Below are 16,427 nucleotides of genomic sequence, written 5' to 3'. Positions count from 1 at the left end.
GAGCTTGGGACGGGATTGAAGGCTACCTGAAAACATTAGCATCAACGGAGTTAAAACAAGTTTTTGGTTTCAGGCAGCCTGAAATTTTGCCGTTCACAATTGCGCCACGGCGCACACGCGGCGCGGCCAATCGGGCACGTCGAGCAGGCGCAGACCGACGCCGTAGAGTTGTTCCAGCCTTTCGTTGTTCAAAATATCGGCGGTGTTGCCGGAGAGCAGCGTGCCGTCGCGGCCGAGGATGGCGGTTTGGCTGTGCGGCAGGCGGCCGTGCAGGAGCAGCGGATGTTCGGGATTGTGCGTGGTCATGATGATGGTGTAGCCGCGTTCGGACAAATCCGCCACCAGCCGCAGGGTTTGTACGGCGCTGCCGTAATCGAGTGCAGAAGTGGGCTCGTCAAATAAAATCAATTCGGGCTGCTGCACCAGCACTTTGGCAATATTGGCCAGCTGCTTTTCGCCGCCGCTGGTTTCCATATAAATATGCCTGGCCAGGCGGGCGATATTCAGCGTTTCCAGAGCCTGCATGGCAACGGCATAGTCTTCATCCTTCGGTTTGGCGGCCAAACCCAAACGGGCGGCACGCCCAAGCACCACATAATCCAACACGCTGTAGCGGTAGGTTTGCGGCGCGGCCTGCGACACATAGCCCACCAGCCGCGCAATCTGGCGTGGCCGCATGGCCTGCACGTTTTGCCCGTTCAGCAACACGCGCCCCTGCTGCGGAGCAAGTAGGCCGGCGATGCAGTTGAGCAGGGTGGATTTGCCCGCGCCGTTGCGGCCGAGCAGCGTGAGCAGCGTGCCGTGTTCGATGTGCAGGTTCACGCCGTTGAGCACAGGGTGGCCGCGGTAGGCATAATGCAAGTTTTCGATATTCAGCATGGTTTGGGTATTTCTAATTCGGGCTTGAGGCTACTGAAAGCAGGGTTTCTGCGAAACAAAAACGGCAGCGTTAATAAACAAAACGGGCTTACCAGAATCGGGCGGGCAGATTTTAACTTCGTTGAAGCTCATGCTTTCAGGTAGCCTGCAATGCAGCCTGTGTACAGCTGCCCAAACCAAAAGGTTGGCTGGCTGCGGCTAATCTGACACTTTCTGCCGTACCAGCACCCAAGCGAAAAACGGTGCGCCAATAAAGCCGGTGATGATACCCAGCGGGATTTCCTGCTCATACAGATTGCGTGCCAGCGTGTCGGTGCACAGCAAAAACAGTGCGCCGGCCAAGATGGAGAGCGGCAGCGTGCGCAGGTTGTTGTCGCCCGCCGCCAGCCGCGCCAAGTGCGGCACCACCAAACCCAGCCAGCCGATGGTGCCGCTCATGCACACCGCCGAGGCAGTCAGCAGCGTGGCGCACACCACCATAATCGTGCGTTCGCGCCGGATTTCCGCCCCCACCAGCCGCGCTTCCCTATCGCCCAGTGACAACACGTTGATGCGCCAACGCATCGCCACCAGCGCGCCAGCCGCCAGCAGCATTACCGGCACCAGCGCCGCCAGATTGCCGTATTCCGATTTGGCCAGGCTGCCCATCTGCCAATACACGATTTCCGCCAGCTCGGTTTCCGGGTCGGCCAGATATTTCATCAACCCGAGCGTGGCCGACATAAAGCCCGACACCACAATCCCCGCCAGCACCAAGATCACTGCCGAATTGCGCCCGATCAGCCGAGGTAGCGCTAAAGTCATCAACACAGCCAACAGTCCGCCGGCAAAGGCCGCTGCTTGCGTGCCCCAAATGCTCCAGCCGAGCAGAATCGACAACGCCGCGCCTACGCAGGCACCAGAAGACACGCCGAGCAAATCGGGCGACACCAGCGGGTTGCGGAAAATTCCCTGATAAGCCGCGCCCGAAGCCGCCAGCGCCGCGCCCACCAGCATGGCTGCCAAAATACGCGGCAGGCGCAAATTCAACACAATATTGGCCTGCACCTCGTCGGCCTGAATCTGCGGCAGGCTTGCCGCAAAGGGCAAATGCCACTCAGATGCCAGTTGCACCGCCCCCTGCACCAAACTGCGCCATACCCCGCCCGGCGGCACGGGATAGCGCCCCCACGACAGGGAAAACAACACCGCCAGCAGCAACAGGCAGGCAAGGGTGGCCATCAGCAGCGGATAGCCGGCAGAACGTTTGGGCGGCGGCACAGACATAAGGCATCGGAAACAGGCAGGGAAAACCGCCGCATTCTATCTGCAAGGCAAACCGCGTTTTATCGTACGAAAGGAGTATGCCCCGCCTTCCCCTTCCGGCGGATGCGGCGTGCGAATACCAGCATGGCTGCAGGCTGCCAACCTCCATTCCGCCACCCGGCCTGCCGCATAGCCGATAGGACTAGTCCTTCCGCCTGATGGTTTCCACCGCGCCAAAAACCGATTATCCGCCCCCGCAAAACTCGGCAACCATGCCGCGCCTGCCGAAACAATATTTTCAGGTAGCCTCTGATGCACGGCAGGCTACCTGAAAACCATCTCTCTACTTACTTTTGAACAAACACTTACTTTTGAACAAACCACGCACAAGGACTCACGCCAAATGCAAACCAAGCTGTTCCGCCTCACCGTACTCAACGCACTCCTTCTCTCCGGCTTTGCCACTGCCGAAACCGCACCTGCTGCCAGCGAACCTGTTGCCGACAGCGCTGAGCTGGAAACCATCTACATCACTGCCGAAGCCCAAGCCAAACAGCAGCTTGGTTCCTCGCTAATCACCAAGCAAGACTTGCAGCGTATGCCGGTCACCAACGACATTTCCGAAATCGTCAGCAAAATGCCCGGCGTTACCCTCAGCACCAACTCGCCCGGCGGCGCGCGCGGCAACAAACGCCAAATCGACATCCGCGCCATGGGCCCGGAAAACACGCTGATTTTGATCGACGGCAAATCCGTGCGCTCCCGCAATGCCGAACGCTACGGCCGCGGCGGCGTGCGCAACACGCGCGGCGATTCCAACTGGGTACCGCCCGAAATGATTGAAAAAATCGAAGTGCTGCGCGGCCCTGCCGCTGCCCGCTACGGCTCCGGCGCGATGGGCGGCGTGGTGAACATCCGCACCAAATCCATCACCCGCGAATTCCACGGCAGCGTGGGCACCTATATCGAACAGCCGCAGAGCGGTACCGGCCAAGGCGCTACCCGCCGTGCCAACTTCATCGTATCCGGCCCCATCGTGCAAGATACCCTCGGCTTCCGCCTCTACGGCAGCCTCAACAAAACCAGCCCCGACGATTTCGACATCAACAACAGCGTAAACACCGGCACTGCCCTCAGCGCCGGCCGCGAAGGCGTGCGCAACCGCGACATCGCCGGCCGCCTGCAATGGGACATCAGCCCCACCCAACGCCTTATCTTCGATGCCTCCTACAGCCGCCAAGGCAATATCTACAACGGCGACACTCAAAGCAGCAACGTACTCGTTCCGGCCGTGCGCAACGTTGCCTTCCCGCTTATCGGCTCGGAAACCGCCCGCCTCTACCGCCAAAGCTACACCCTCACCCACCGCGGCAACTGGGAATGGGGCGATTTGGAAAGCTACATCAGCTTCGACAAAACCGTAAACAGCCGCCTGCCCGAGGGACTGCTCGGCAGTACTGAAGGTGCCTACAACAGCACCACCGGCTTTTCCGACAGTATCCTGAAAAACTACCGCTTCGGCAGCCGTGCCGACCTGCCTTTGGGCCGCCACACCCTCACCGTGGGCGCGGAAGGCGGCCGCTCCGTGCTCGACGATGCCGCTTCCATGAAGCAAACCATGCAAACCTACGGCAACATCCCCTGGCTCGCCAGCACCGGCCGCAGCGGCAAAGGCAGTCAGAACGATTTTGCCATCTATGTGGAAGACAATATTTCCCTCAACCAAGGCCGCACCTTCCTCACCCCCGGCCTGCGCTGGGATTACAACACCGCCTTCGGTTCCAACTTCTCCCCCTCGTTCAACTTCTCCCACGCCCTGAACGATAACTGGCGGATTAAAGGCGGCATCGCCCGTGCCTTCAAAGCGCCCAATTTGTACCAAACCCAGCCCAACTACATGCTGACCAATGCCAGCCACGGCTGTCCAATCGACGAACACAACCGCTGGGACAACCCCAACGCACAAAATAACAGTGCCACCGGCGGTACCGGCGCAGGCAACGATCAGCGTCCCACCAATCCCTACCTCAATAGCCGCCCGGGCGGCTTCGACTGGGGGCGTGCCTGCTACTTTGTCGGCAATAAAGACATCAAACCCGAAACCAGCATCAACAAAGAAATCGGTTTCGAGTTCAACAAAGACGGCTACCTCGCCTCGCTGGCCTATTTCCACAACGACTACCGCAACCGCATTATCGATAACGGTGAATTCGTCACCACCATCGACGCCCCGCCCAGCGGCTATGATCGCGATGTACGCCGCACCAACAACCGCGCCGACATCAACATTTGGCGCAACTACACCGCCACCAACGTGTACCAATGGGGCAACCGCGGCAAAGCCGTTCTCGCCGGATTCGAAGGCAACGTAACCCTGCCGTTGATTCGCGACAAACTGAACTTCAGCACCAACTTCACCTATTTCCACCGCAATGAAGAGAAGTTCTATGGCAATCCCGTATCGATTGTGCCCAAATACACCATCAACAGCGCTCTCAATTGGCAAATCACTCCCGAATGGGACTTAAACGCCACCTACACCCGCTACGGCCGCCAAAAAACCGGCTCCCGGCCCACCCGCTTCATCGACGTGTACTACGAAGACGGCGGCAGCAAGCTGAAGGAACACGAATTGGGCAGCTACGGCGTGTTCGGGCTCAACGTCGGCTACAACTGGAAAGACACCGTCAGCCTGCGCGCCGGGGTGAACAACCTGTTCGACAAAACCATCCTGCGCACCGCCGGCACCGCCCGCACCTACAACGAACGCCGCCGCAGCTTCTTCTTCAACGCCCGCTATTCGTTTTAACGGATACGCGGCAGGGCAAACAAAGAGGCTACCTGAAAATTTCAGGTAGCCTCTTTTTCCGGCACGGCAATTATTTGGTATTGGTCAAATCCACATCTTTGGTTTCGTGCGTGCTGATGAGTGCTGCAAGGGTGAGGGCGCAGTTTGCCGCCAGGTAGATGCCAACGCCGAGGATGCCGTAGTGTTCGTTGAACTCGATGGCCACCAATGTGGCCAGCGATGCACCGATGATGGCGGAGAAGTTGTAGGCCAGCGATGCGCCGGAATAGCGCACTTCGGTGGGGAACAATTCGGGCAGCAGCGCAGCCATCGGGCCGAAGGTGAGGCCCATCAGAATCATGCCGATAATCAGGAAGGCAAACACGCTCATCGGCGTGCCGTTGGTGAGAAACCAGGGCATGGCCAGGCCGAATACGAGCATGGCGGCGCTTACCCAGATTAAAAAGCGGCGGCGGCCGATTTTATCGGCATAGACGCCGGAGAGGCTGATGAAGATGCCGAACACCACGGCGCTGATCATCAAAAAGCCGGTGAAGGTGTTGGCGGGGATGCCCAGACCGGTGGGGTGGCCGAATTCGGAAAGCTTGGCTGGTGATTTGGAATACACCTGGGCGAAGGCGGTCATGATATAGAACAGCACATAGGTGGCCACCATGATAAATGTGCCTTGCAACACCGGTTTCCAATGATTGGCGAATACTTCCTTCACCGGCGCGGCCTTCACTTTGCCTTCCGATTCGGCTTCGCGGTACACATGGCTTTCGTGCATGGTCAGCCGCATCCACAGGCCGACAAACACCAGGATCATCGATGCGACGAAGGGGATGCGCCAGCCCCAATCCACCATGGCTTCATGGCCGATAGCGGAGCTGATGAGGAAGAATACGCCGTTGGCCATAAACAGGCCGATGGGGGCGCCTAGCTGCGGGAAAGTGCCGAACCAGGCGCGTTTGCCGTCGGGCGCGTTTTCGGTGGCCACCAAGGCCGCGCCGCCCCATTCCCCGCCCAGCCCGATACCCTGGCCGACGCGGCACAGGCACAAAAGCAGCGGCGCGGCGATGCCGATGTCTTTATAGGTGGGCAAGAGGCCGATGCACACGGTGGAAAGCCCCATGGTCATCAATGAGGCCACCAGTGTTTTCTTGCGGCCGATTTTGTCGCCGAAATGGCCGAACAGCGCCGAGCCGATAGGGCGGGCGAAAAAGGCCAGTGCCAGCGTGGAGAGTGAAAGGATGGTGGCTACTTTGGGGTCGCTTTTGTCGAAAAACTGGCTGTTGAATACCAGCACGGCGGCAGCAGCGTAGATGTAGTAATCGTAAAATTCGATAGCCGTGCCCACCATGGAGGCGACGGCGACTTTATAGGGGTTGTTGCGCAGATGGTGTTCGGTACTCATGATGTGTGTGTGAAAAACGGTAAAAGATGGAAAGTGCGCGATATTAAGGACGAAAGGCGCGTTTGTCTAGCCGATTTCTGCCAGAGTGGTATGGGGCAAGAAAAAGGCTACCTGAAAACTTTGGCTTTGCAGGGCGCAAAACGTTTTCAGGTAGCCTTTTTCGGTTTATCCGGCCTATGCGCCGTCGTCCAAATGATCCGGCCGGACGAGGATGGTGCGTTTGCCGTTGGTGTCGGCGGGGGAAACGATGCCTTCGGCTTCCATTTGGTCCACTAGGGTGGCGGCTTTGTTGTAGCCGATGCGCAGGTGGCGCTGGATGGAGGAGATGGTGGCTTTCTGCGTGCGCAAAACGATGGCGACGGCTTCGTCGAACAGGGGGTCTCGGCCGCTGTTGCCGCCGCCGATGCCGCTGTTGGCATTGCTGAACAAATCGTCGCTGCCCACGCCGGAGGTGAGGATGTCTTCCACATAATCGGGTGCACCGAAGCCTTTGAGGTATTCGGCCACGCGCTGCACTTCGCTGTCGGCCACGAAGGCGCCGTGTACGCGCTGCGGGTAGCCGGTGCCGGGCGGCAGGAAGAGCATGTCGCCTTGGCCGAGCAGGTTTTCCGCGCCCATTTGGTCGATGATGGTGCGGCTGTCCACTTTGGAGGCTACCTGAAAAGCGATGCGGGTGGGGATGTTGGCTTTAATCAGGCCGGTAATCACGTCCACGCTGGGGCGCTGGGTGGCAAGGATGAGGTGGATGCCGGCGGCGCGGGCTTTTTGGGCGAGGCGGGCAATCAGCTCTTCGATTTTTTTGCCGGAAGTCATCATCAGGTCGGCAAATTCGTCCACAATCACCACGATGTGCGGCAGGCGGACGAGCGGCTCGGGATTGTCGGGGGTGAGGCTGAAGGGGTTGGCCAGCCGTTCGCCGCGGGCGGCGGCATCTTTGATCTTTTGGTTGTAGCCGGCGAGGTTGCGCACGCCCACATGGCTCATCAGGCGGTAGCGTTTTTCCATTTCGTTCACGCACCAGGTGAGCGCGTTGGCGGCCAGTTTCATGTCGGTTACCACCGGCGCGAGCAGGTGCGGGATACCTTCATACACGGAGAGCTCGAGCATTTTCGGGTCGATCATGATCATGCGCACTTCGTCGGGCGTGGCTTTGAACAGCAGCGACAAAATCATGGCGTTCACGCCCACGGATTTGCCCGAGCCGGTGGTGCCGGCCACCAAGAGATGCGGGGCTTTGGCGAGGTCGGTTACCACCGGCTGGCCAGTGATGTCCTGGCCCAGTGCGAGGGTGAGCTTGGATTTGCTTTCGGCAAACACCGGCGAATTGAACACTTCGCTCAGGCGGATCATCTGCCGCTTGGGATTGGGCAGCTCCAAGCCCATGCAGGTTTTGCCTGGAATGGTTTCCACCACGCGGATGGCGGCCACGCCGAGCGAGCGGGCTAGGTCTTTTTCCAGATTAATCACCGAGTTGCCGCGCACGCCGACATCGGGCTCGATTTCATAGCGGGTAATTACCGGGCCGGCATAGGCATCCACCACGTTTACTTTCACGCGGAACTCGGCCAGTTTTTCTTCGATTTTGATGCTGTTTTCCAGCAGCTGTTCTTCGCTGAGGGTGGCGTCATTATCGTATTGCGGCGGCAGGAGCAGCTCGTTCATCGGCACATGGTAGTGGCCGAAATCGGCAAACGATACGGCGGAAACGGCTGAAACCGGCGCGGGCTGCGGCGGCAGGTCGGGCAGGGGAGGGATGCCGGGCGCGGCAGTGGGTGCGGGGCTTGCCCACGCGGTTTGCGCTTGGGCTTCGGCTGCGCCTTGCTCCAAGGCCTGCTGCCATTCGTTGCCGTTGTCGAACTCGATGGCCGGTTCGGCAGCCGGCGCTTGCTCAGTGAGCGAGAGGTCGGGGCGGAAGTGATATTGGGCACTAGCTTGGTCGGTGGTATCTGCATACACTTCAGCCGCATCGTCGCTCACGGTTTCGGCCAAGTGCCAAGGCGGGCTGTCTTCAACGGTGTTTTGCGGGAAAAAAATCGGCGGTTGTTCGGCGGGCAGCGCCGACTCCTCCTCAACTGGTTGGGCGTCGGGGTTTTCGGGCGCAGTGCCGTGATTGAATGGGGTGAAGCGGGTGGAAATCGGCAGCGGCTTGGCCTGCTGGGGTGGCACAGCCATCGGCACTTGCGCGCCCTGGCTGTGGTTCACCCGCGCGGCGGCGGGAATCACGCTCTCGCGCACGGTTTGGCGCTTGAAGCGGCTGCGCTGGCGGTTGGCCGGGGCATCGGTTTTTGCCAGATTAGCCAAGATTTCGTCTTCATTGATAACCGGCAAATCGGGCTGCTGCGGGGTAATGGCCGGTTGTGGTGCGGGCTGGGGCTGCCGGCGTGCACGCAGGCGCTGGCGTAGGAGGTTGTTGCGGATGTCGTCGGGGCTGATGGTGTGCCGCTCTTCGGCAGGTTCTTCAGGCGCAGGTTCGGCTGCGGGCGGCAGGTGGGCTTGGATTTTTTCGCGCACATACTGCACGGCGGGGTCGGCCGGGGTGATTTCTTCGCGCGGCTCGGGGGCGGGGGAGGGAGCTTTAATCGGCCAGTTCAACACCACGGTTTCCAGCGGCTTGGCTTCGGCTGCTTCGTTTTTGTGCAGCATACGGGTGGCTTCGGAAAGGGAAATGATGCTCGGCTCGGGGCGGTTTTCTTCGTCTTCGAAGTTTTCAGGTAGCCTGTGGCGGGTGGCTTCGGCTTCGGTGATAACGGGCAAATCGGCATTGGGGGCGGATAAATCGTGGATTTCCGGCTCGGCGGCAGTGTTGGCTTCGGTTTCGGCGGCGTTCGTGTTTTCAATATGTTCCGCCTGCTCGGCAGTGGCCTCCGCAGCGGTTTCCGGCAGCAGGGCGCTTGCTTCTTCTGCAATCGTTTCTTCTTCCGTGGGGTTGAAAATCGGTAGCTCTTCCTGGTTTTCGCTCACGTTGCGGCGACGCGCTTTCTTCTTCACACCGCCGGCAAGCAGTTCGATTTTGCGCTGTAATTCGTCTTGCACTTTTTGATAGTGCAGCTTCACTTGGGTTTGCGCGCGCTGCGGCAGCACATTAGGGCGGGCAGGTTGCTGCTGCGGGGTGTTTTCCGCTTCGGTATCAGTGGGTTGCTTGTTGTTTTGGTGCCGGTTGAGATAAGTGAGCTCCAGCAGCCATTCGCGCTCTTCGCGTGCGCGCCACCACAAGAGCACGGCGATGCCGGCCAACAACAAAATCAGCAGAAAAACTAAAAACATAAACAGCGGCTCCCGAATTTGGCGCAAAGGCTGGTATTTTAACGTGTTTCCCGCTGAAATCAAACCTGGCAGGCCTGGGCAAAATCCTCGGCCTCGGCGCATTGTTGTGTGACGGGCTTCCCGCTGGCCTGCCTATCTGTATGATATGTTTACACGTTCTGTGATGTTGGTGCTTTGATTGGTGTTTAAATCTAAGGGGTTACAGTGGATTAAAATCGGAATGCTGCCGCCTTGGCTCGCCTTGCCGTATTGCTCATACTGTCTGCAGTTTACCGCCTTGCCCTAGTCTGGTTTTAATTCGCTATACAAAAATCTCCGCCCGCATATTGCGGGCGGCGGGATGAAAGATTAGAGGCGGATTTCGATATTGTCGATGAGGCGCGTATTGCCCAAACGAGCGGCGGCCAACACCACCAGTTCGCTGTCGCCAACATGGGCTACCTGAAGGTTGCCTGCGTGGCGGATTTCCACATAGTCCACCTGCCAGCCGGCCTGTTTCAGGTTTGCTGCCGCCTGTTGTTCCAGCGCGGCGTAGTCGCGGTTGCCATTTTCCACCGCGTGGGCAATGGCCTGCAATTCGCGGTAGAGCTGCGGGGCTTGTTTGCGCTCGGCTTCGCTCAGGTATTGGTTGCGGCTGGAGAGCGCCAGGCCGTCGGCGGCGCGGCCGATGTCTACCGGCACGATTTCCACCCGGAAATTCAAATCGGCAGCCATGCCTTGCAGGATAACCAGCTGTTGGTAGTCTTTTTTGCCGAAGCAGGCGTAGTCTGGTTCAACAATGTTGAACAGTTTGGCCACCACGGTGGCCACGCCGCGGAAATGCCCCGGGCGGAACGCGCCGCACAGTTCGTTTTGCAGATGGGGCGGCTCGACGTTGTATTGCTGGGCCACGTTCGGATACAGCTCTTGCTCGTTCGGCGCGAAGAGTACGGCCACGCCTTCGCCGGCCAGTTTGGCGGCATCCTGCTCCAGCGTGCGCGGGTAGCGGTCGAAATCCTCGCCCTGGCCGAATTGCAGGGGGTTGACAAAAATGCTCACCACCACCTTGTCTGCCCGTTTGGCCGCTTCGCGTACCAAGGCCAGATGCCCTTCGTGCAGGTTGCCCATGGTGGGCACGAATGCCACGCTGCCGGCTTCGCGGCGCCAGTCGCGCAGTTCTTGAATGGTATGGATAATTTTCATGGCGGGTTTGCCCTATTAATAAAATGCGGCGCAGTATACTCCGCCATGCTGGGAGAGGCTACCTGAAAAACATGATGGTGAGGTTTCAGGTAGCCTTCATTGTTGGATCGCGGCATGGAGCGTGGATGGCTTGTTTGCATTGATGTGATGCGGCTTATGCGCTTTAAAATTTCAGGTAGCCTTTCCGGGTATAGGCAAGCCTATTTCCGCACTAATCGTTCCGCTGCGGCACGGGCACGGATTTTGATTTCCTCCGTCAGATAATCCTTCATCTGCGCGTATACCAGCGTGATCACGGCAATATCGTCGCTGAAGCCCAGCGGGCCGAGCAGGTCGGGGATGCTGTCGATGGGGCTGACGAAATACACCAGCGCGCCCACGATAATCAGTTTGGCACGTTTGGGCACGGCGGGCGATTGAAACAGGAAATACAGCGCATACAGCTGCTCCACCACCGGCCGCCCCAGCCGCAGCGCGAAACGGCGCAGCTTACGCAAAAAGCCGTCCGGCTCAAAACGGCGACGGCGGAATTCCGGCACGAAATCTTCGGGGCGGACAGGGTTGTCTTGATTCATGGCAAACTCCTTGCATTGGATAGGGTGCAAATGGGCGCGGTAGCGGCAGGTTTCAAGTGGATTTATGTTTCGGGTGTCGGCTCGGAGCAATGCGTTTGCGGTTTGCTACAGAAAATTTCAATATCCTCTAACGCATCTTCAGCCCTGCCCCGCAATTCGCTTACGGGCGAGTTTCGGAAAGCCTCTAATAGCGCAACAATCCGCCTGTGGTCGCCTATATATCCGTGCAGCCTGGCCAAATGCCCGAAACAGGTTAAAGCCAGGCCGCTCACGGTCGGGTTGGTATTTTCGCTCAGTTTTACCAAATGGGCGAAAACCCAATCCACTTCTTCGCGATCGGCGTTAAAAACCATCTCTAAAATGGCATGGGTACATATCTCTTTATCAATAGAGGAGATTTTTTCCTCAATCTTGGGTTTGTTGAGCATATTTTAATCTTCCGGTAATAGCAGCTGCGGGGTCATTGCGGTTTTCAGTTTGGCACAGAGCCTGCCGCCTTCACCGCTTTTCACGCCAAACCACCAAATGCCGGATTTCTTCACCGCCCAATAATTGCCCGCCAGCCAGCCGCCGTTGAGCAGATAGCTGCACAGCTGCCCCAGCCAGGGCTGGTGCCCCACCAGTATCAAATAATCTGCCCCTTTATGCGCGGCAATCAGCGCGGGCAGCTCTTCCACATGGTTAATCGGATTCAGCTCGGGTTTCACGGCATAGGGCAGGCCGAGCGCTTCGGCAGTTTGCCGGCTGCGCAGTGCTTGCGAAGCCCACACCTTCACTTGGCCGTTCAGATACGGCCGCAGCCACTGAGCCGACGCATCGGCCTGCCGCCGGCCTTTGTCGGTGAGGACGCGTTCCAAATCGGGTACGCCATCTTCAGCTTCGGCGTGACGCCATAAAATCAGGTTCATCTTGGCTTCCTTATTCTCTGATACAATTCGCATCTTAATGCTTGGCAGCCTATGAGGCTACCTGAAAAGCATGGTTTCAATAACACAAACAAATGACAACCTTTCCACACACCCTGCCGCCGCTGATTTGGCAGCCCGAACCGCCCGCCGTTTCCGCCGCCCTGCGCCGCCTGATACAGGCACCCTCGCTCACCTTGGCCTTGCAGGCCACCGGCGCGGATTTCCGCGTTCAGGTAGCCTTTCAGGGCGAACGGGCGCAACTGTGGCCGGGCGAAGAGGTGGCTGGCAATGCGTTTCATGTGCGCCAGGTGTGGCTGCTGCTGGATGATACACCGGTGGTGTGGGCGCGCAGCGTATGCCCTTTAGCGGGGGCATGGCCAAGCATTCTGGCCTGCGGCACGCAGCCTTTGGGCAAACGCCTGTTTGATGGCCGCCTGGCCGCCGAACGCAGCCCGCTCGCCTTCGCCGCCGTGCCGCCCGCGCAACAAGAACAAGCCGCCCAAGCCGGTTGCCTGCGCCGTTCGGTATTTGATTTGAACGGCGAAAAAATGGTGCTGACCGAGGGTTTTATGCCCGAGCTGGCACGGTTTTTGGAGGAGTAGGGCGGTATTTTGCAGCAGACAGTATTTCAGGTAGCTGTTTGCCACCGCCAAATGAAGGCTACCTGAAAACCATAATTTTCAGGTAGCCTAAACCATCCGCTTCCACCCAGCCGTTTTATTATGCAATATTCTTTTTCAGGTAGCCTTTGCCGCAGCCTCAAGGCTACCTGAAACTACACCCCGAGAATTCCCGTGCCTTTTCTTTCTTTCCTCTCCCCGAAACAAGCCGAGCGTCTGGCCGTGTACCTGCAACTGATGCGCGCCGACAAACCCATCGGGACGTTGCTTTTGCTGTGGCCCACGCTGTGGGCGCTGTGGATGGCTGCCGACGGGTTGCCCGATTTCGGCATTCTGCTGGCCTTTGTGCTTGGCACTTTTCTGATGCGCAGCGCCGGTTGTGTGATCAATGATTTTGCCGACCGCAATTTCGACGGGGCGGTGGCGCGCACCAAAAACCGCCCGTTTGCCACCGGCAAGGTAAATACGCGCGAGGCGCTGCTTTTGTTGTTGGTTTTGTGTGCCGCTGCCTGCCTGTGCCTACTGCCGTTGAACGGGCTAACCTGGCTGATGAGCTTGCCCGCGCTGTTTCTGGCTTTGAGTTATCCGTTCACTAAACGCTTTTTCCCGCTGCCGCAGCTGTATTTGGGGCTGGCTTTTTCCTTTGGTATTCCGATGGCCTTTGCCGCGGTGCAAAATCATGTGCCGCCGCTGGCCTGGCTGCTGTTTGCCGCCAATGCCTGCTGGACGCTGGCCTACGACACCATCTACGCCATGGCCGATAAGGAAGACGACCTGAAAATCGGCATTCAAACCTCGGCCATCACCTTCGGCCGCCGCGATGCTGAAGCCGCCATGCTGTGCCACGCGCTGTTTGTGCTGCTGATGGCCGCTGCGGGCTGCGCGATTCACGCCCGCTGGCCGTATTGGCTTGCGCTGGTGTACGCGGTGTGGCACCAATGCGGCCAATACCGTGCCATCCGCAGCCGCAACCGGGAAGCCTGTTTTAAGGTATTCTTATCCAACAACCGCATCGGCTGGGCTTTATGGCTCGGTTTGCTGGTGCATTACAGCGGCGGCTGATTAGGCTACCTGAAAGCTGGCCGCCGGGCACAAAATTGCCCTTCGGCGGCGGCACAGGTACAATCCTATCCTTAATGAATTTTTACGCAAGAGAAGTAACCATGAGCCTGATCGGCAATATCCTGCCCGTATCGCATATTGTGCTGGATTTGGAAGTGAGCAGCAAAAAACGCCTGTTTGAAGAAGCCGGCCTGCTGCTGGAAAGCGAATCCGGCCTGAGCCGCGCCGCTGTGTTTGAATGCCTGTTTGCGCGCGAAAAGCTCGGCACTACCGCGCTGGGGCACGGCGTGGCCATCCCGCATGGCCGGCATGCCGAAGTGCAAGCGGCCACCGGCGCGTTTATCCGCTTGAAAGAAGCTGTGGATTTCGATGCGCCCGACGGTGAGCCGGTATCGCTGGTGTTTGTGCTGCTGGTGCCGGAAAATGCTTCCAGCGAGCATTTGGAAGTACTATCTGCCTTGGCCATCAAGCTTTCGGATAAAGCCGTGCGCGAGCAGCTTCTGGTTGCCGAAAACGCCGAAGCCGCCCACCGCATCCTCACTGCATAACAGACAGGATACCCATGCCCAGCATCTCCGTGCGCAAGCTCTATCAAGACAATCAGGCCAAGCTGAGTTTGGCTTGGTCGGCCGGCACGGCGGGCGCAGACAACCGCATCAGCGTGGATGCCGACAAACCCGTGTTGGCGCTGGTGGGGCATTTGAATTTTATCCATCCCAACCAGGTGCAGGTGTTGGGCGTGGCCGAAGTGGCCTATTTGGATAAGATGGCCGCCGGGGAAGTGAAGGCGAGCCTGGACGAACTCTTCGATTTGAGCATTGCCCTGGTGATTGTGGCCAACGATTTGCCCGTGCCCTTCATGCTGCGCGATTATTGCCACACCCACAACGTGCCGCTGCTCACTTCCAAAATCGAAAGCCCGTTTTTGATGGACGTGCTGCGGATTTACCTGCAGCGCGTGCTGGCCGCCTCCACCGTGAAGCACGGCGTGTTTTTGGACGTGTTTGAAATCGGCGTGCTGTTGATGGGCGCGTCCGGCTTGGGCAAGAGCGAGCTGGCCTTGGAGCTGATTTCTCGAGGGCACGGTTTGGTGGCCGACGATGCGGTGGAACTCTACCGCACCGGCCCGGAAACGCTGGAAGGCCGCTGCCCGGCCGTATTGCGTGATTTTCTCGAAGTGCGCGGCCTGGGCGTGCTCAATATCCGCACCATTTTCGGCGAAACCGCCGTGCTGCCCTCCAAGCAGCTTAAACTTATCATCAACCTGACGCTGGCCGACGATAATTATATGAAAACGCTCGACCGCCTTTCCATCCAAAGCGAAACCGAAACCATCCTCAACGTAGCCGTACGCTCGGTTACGCTGCCGGTGGCCGTCGGCCGCAACCTCGCCGTGCTGGTGGAAGCAGCGGTGCGCAACTATATTCTGCAGGCGCGTGGCAAAGACAGTACCAAAGAATTTTTAGAACGCCATACCGCCATGCTGAGGGAAGACGAACGCAGCCATGAGGATAGTGCTGATTAGCGGGCTGACCGGCTCGGGAAAAACAGTTGCCTTAAAACTGCTCGGTGATATGGGCTTCACCTGCGTGGACAATATTCCGCCCTCGCTCCTACCCCAATTGGTGGAGCAATCTGCTGCCAGCCGAATCAGCAAGCTGGCCATCAGCCTCGATATCCGGCTGCCTTATCCCCAAGACACCATCCAAAACTGCCTGCGCGCCATCCGCCGCCAAGGCCACCCCCTGCGCCTGCTGTTTCTCGATGCCGACACCGCCACCCTCATCCGCCGGCTCGACCACCACGGCCGCCGCCACCCGCTCGCCGCCAACACCCTCACTTTGGCCGAAAGCATAGCCGCCGAGCGGCAAATGCTCCAACCGTGGCAGAGTTTCGCCTTTTGCATCAATAATTCCCACGATAGCATCGGCGATTTAAAATTCCGTATCCAAGAGTGGCTCGCTCTCAGCCACGGCGGTTTACAGGTGGTGATCGAATCATTCGGTTTCAAATACGGCGCGCCGCTGGATTTGGATTTCCTCTTCGACGCCCGTGCCTTGCCCAACCCGTATTACGATGAAAACCTGCGCGAACTCACCGGCCGCGACGAAGCCGTGCGCGCCTATTTCGCCCAATTCAAAGTCGTGCAGCAAATGGTGGCCGACATCAGCCGCTACCTAAATCGCTGGTTGCCCGAATACGCCCGCCAAACCCGCGTACACATGCTCGTGGTCGGCATCGGCTGCACCGGCGGTCAGCACCGCTCCGTATTCGTGGCCGAAGCCGTGGCCGAACGCCTGCGCGACTACCCCGTGTGGGTGCGCCACCGCCAGCTTCCCGCTACGGCTACACACCGTGCGTGAGCGCATTCGGCGCGAGAAAGTTGGCCAAACAGAAGTTGAATTTCTGCGAAGCTATAGTAGATTAACAAAAATCAGGACAAGGCGGCGAGCCGCAGACAGTACACACGTTACGGCAAGGCGAGCC

The 16,427-nt window shown here is 58.7% G+C and carries 14 protein-coding genes; 6 read left to right on the top strand and 8 right to left on the bottom strand.

Translation table 11 applies throughout. The features are described 5' to 3' along the window. Nucleotides 1-93: 93 nt before the first annotated feature. Together ELB75_RS07530 and ELB75_RS07525 are read right to left on the bottom strand one after the other, a co-directional pair. Nucleotides 94-879 (bottom strand): ABC transporter ATP-binding protein, encoded by a 786-nt coding sequence (locus ELB75_RS07530; protein ID WP_126983396.1) that lies wholly within the window; start codon nucleotides 877-879, stop codon nucleotides 94-96. Between the two features lie 198 nt (nucleotides 880-1,077). Continuing rightward, entirely contained in the window at nucleotides 1,078-2,145 is a 1,068-nt protein-coding gene (locus ELB75_RS07525; RefSeq protein WP_126983395.1) for a FecCD family ABC transporter permease, read from the bottom strand. A 382-nt stretch (nucleotides 2,146-2,527) separates the two neighbouring features. Between ELB75_RS07525 and ELB75_RS07520 the strand changes: the two genes are divergently transcribed. After that, nucleotides 2,528-4,933, top strand: a complete 2,406-nt coding sequence (locus ELB75_RS07520) for a FepA family TonB-dependent siderophore receptor (RefSeq protein WP_126983394.1) — start codon at nucleotides 2,528-2,530, stop codon at nucleotides 4,931-4,933. Nucleotides 4,934-5,003: 70 nt separating this feature from the next. On the opposite strand, the gene ELB75_RS07515 is transcribed toward ELB75_RS07520, so the two are convergent. The 6 genes from ELB75_RS07515 to ELB75_RS07490 all read right to left on the bottom strand — a co-directional run bounded on the left by ELB75_RS07515 (nucleotide 5,004) and on the right by ELB75_RS07490 (nucleotide 12,258). Next, a complete protein-coding gene (locus ELB75_RS07515; protein ID WP_126983393.1) occupies nucleotides 5,004-6,329 on the bottom strand; it encodes an MFS transporter in 1,326 nt (441 codons plus the stop codon). Between the two features lie 174 nt (nucleotides 6,330-6,503). Further along, nucleotides 6,504-9,593, bottom strand: coding sequence for a DNA translocase FtsK (locus ELB75_RS07510; protein ID WP_126983392.1), 3,090 nt, complete (start codon nucleotides 9,591-9,593; stop codon nucleotides 6,504-6,506). Between the two features lie 348 nt (nucleotides 9,594-9,941). Then, nucleotides 9,942-10,775 (bottom strand): pantoate--beta-alanine ligase, encoded by an 834-nt coding sequence (panC, locus tag ELB75_RS07505; RefSeq protein WP_126983391.1) that lies wholly within the window; start codon nucleotides 10,773-10,775, stop codon nucleotides 9,942-9,944. Between the two features lie 200 nt (nucleotides 10,776-10,975). Continuing rightward, nucleotides 10,976-11,350, bottom strand: coding sequence for a YkvA family protein (locus tag ELB75_RS07500; protein ID WP_064084895.1), 375 nt, complete (start codon nucleotides 11,348-11,350; stop codon nucleotides 10,976-10,978). Nucleotides 11,351-11,412: 62 nt separating this feature from the next. Further along, the gene (locus ELB75_RS07495; protein WP_126983390.1) at nucleotides 11,413-11,778 is read right to left on the bottom strand and encodes a hypothetical protein; all 366 of its coding nucleotides are present in this window, start codon (nucleotides 11,776-11,778) and stop codon (nucleotides 11,413-11,415) included. A gap of 3 nt (nucleotides 11,779-11,781) precedes the next feature. Then, a complete protein-coding gene (locus tag ELB75_RS07490) occupies nucleotides 11,782-12,258 on the bottom strand; it encodes a SixA phosphatase family protein (protein ID WP_241236050.1) in 477 nt (158 codons plus the stop codon). Nucleotides 12,259-12,350: 92 nt separating this feature from the next. Between ELB75_RS07490 and ELB75_RS07485 the strand changes: the two genes are divergently transcribed. The 5 genes from ELB75_RS07485 to rapZ all read left to right on the top strand — a co-directional run bounded on the left by ELB75_RS07485 (nucleotide 12,351) and on the right by rapZ (nucleotide 16,303). Then, a complete protein-coding gene (locus ELB75_RS07485) occupies nucleotides 12,351-12,860 on the top strand; it encodes a chorismate--pyruvate lyase family protein (RefSeq protein WP_126983388.1) in 510 nt (169 codons plus the stop codon). Between the two features lie 255 nt (nucleotides 12,861-13,115). Further along, the gene (ubiA, locus tag ELB75_RS07480; protein WP_241236128.1) at nucleotides 13,116-13,940 is read left to right on the top strand and encodes a 4-hydroxybenzoate octaprenyltransferase; all 825 of its coding nucleotides are present in this window, start codon (nucleotides 13,116-13,118) and stop codon (nucleotides 13,938-13,940) included. Between the two features lie 101 nt (nucleotides 13,941-14,041). Beyond that, a complete protein-coding gene (ptsN, locus tag ELB75_RS07475) occupies nucleotides 14,042-14,488 on the top strand; it encodes a PTS IIA-like nitrogen regulatory protein PtsN (protein WP_126984241.1) in 447 nt (148 codons plus the stop codon). A 14-nt stretch (nucleotides 14,489-14,502) separates the two neighbouring features. Further along, nucleotides 14,503-15,465 carry an HPr(Ser) kinase/phosphatase gene (gene hprK / locus ELB75_RS07470; protein ID WP_126983386.1) on the top strand — a complete coding sequence of 321 codons (963 nt, stop codon included), beginning with the start codon at nucleotides 14,503-14,505 and terminating at the stop codon, nucleotides 15,463-15,465. Continuing rightward, on the top strand, nucleotides 15,446-16,303 hold the full coding sequence (gene rapZ, locus ELB75_RS07465; RefSeq protein WP_126983385.1) for an RNase adapter RapZ: 858 nt from the start codon (nucleotides 15,446-15,448) through the stop codon (nucleotides 16,301-16,303). Before hprK ends, rapZ begins: the two co-directional genes overlap by 20 nt. The last annotated feature ends 124 nt before the right edge of the window (nucleotides 16,304-16,427 follow it).

Source organism: Eikenella corrodens (assembly GCF_003990355.1).
GTDB lineage: Bacteria > Pseudomonadota > Gammaproteobacteria > Burkholderiales > Neisseriaceae > Eikenella > Eikenella corrodens_B.
The sequence above is the reverse complement of the archived record's forward strand: the minus strand, read 5'-3'. Positions and strand labels throughout refer to the sequence as shown.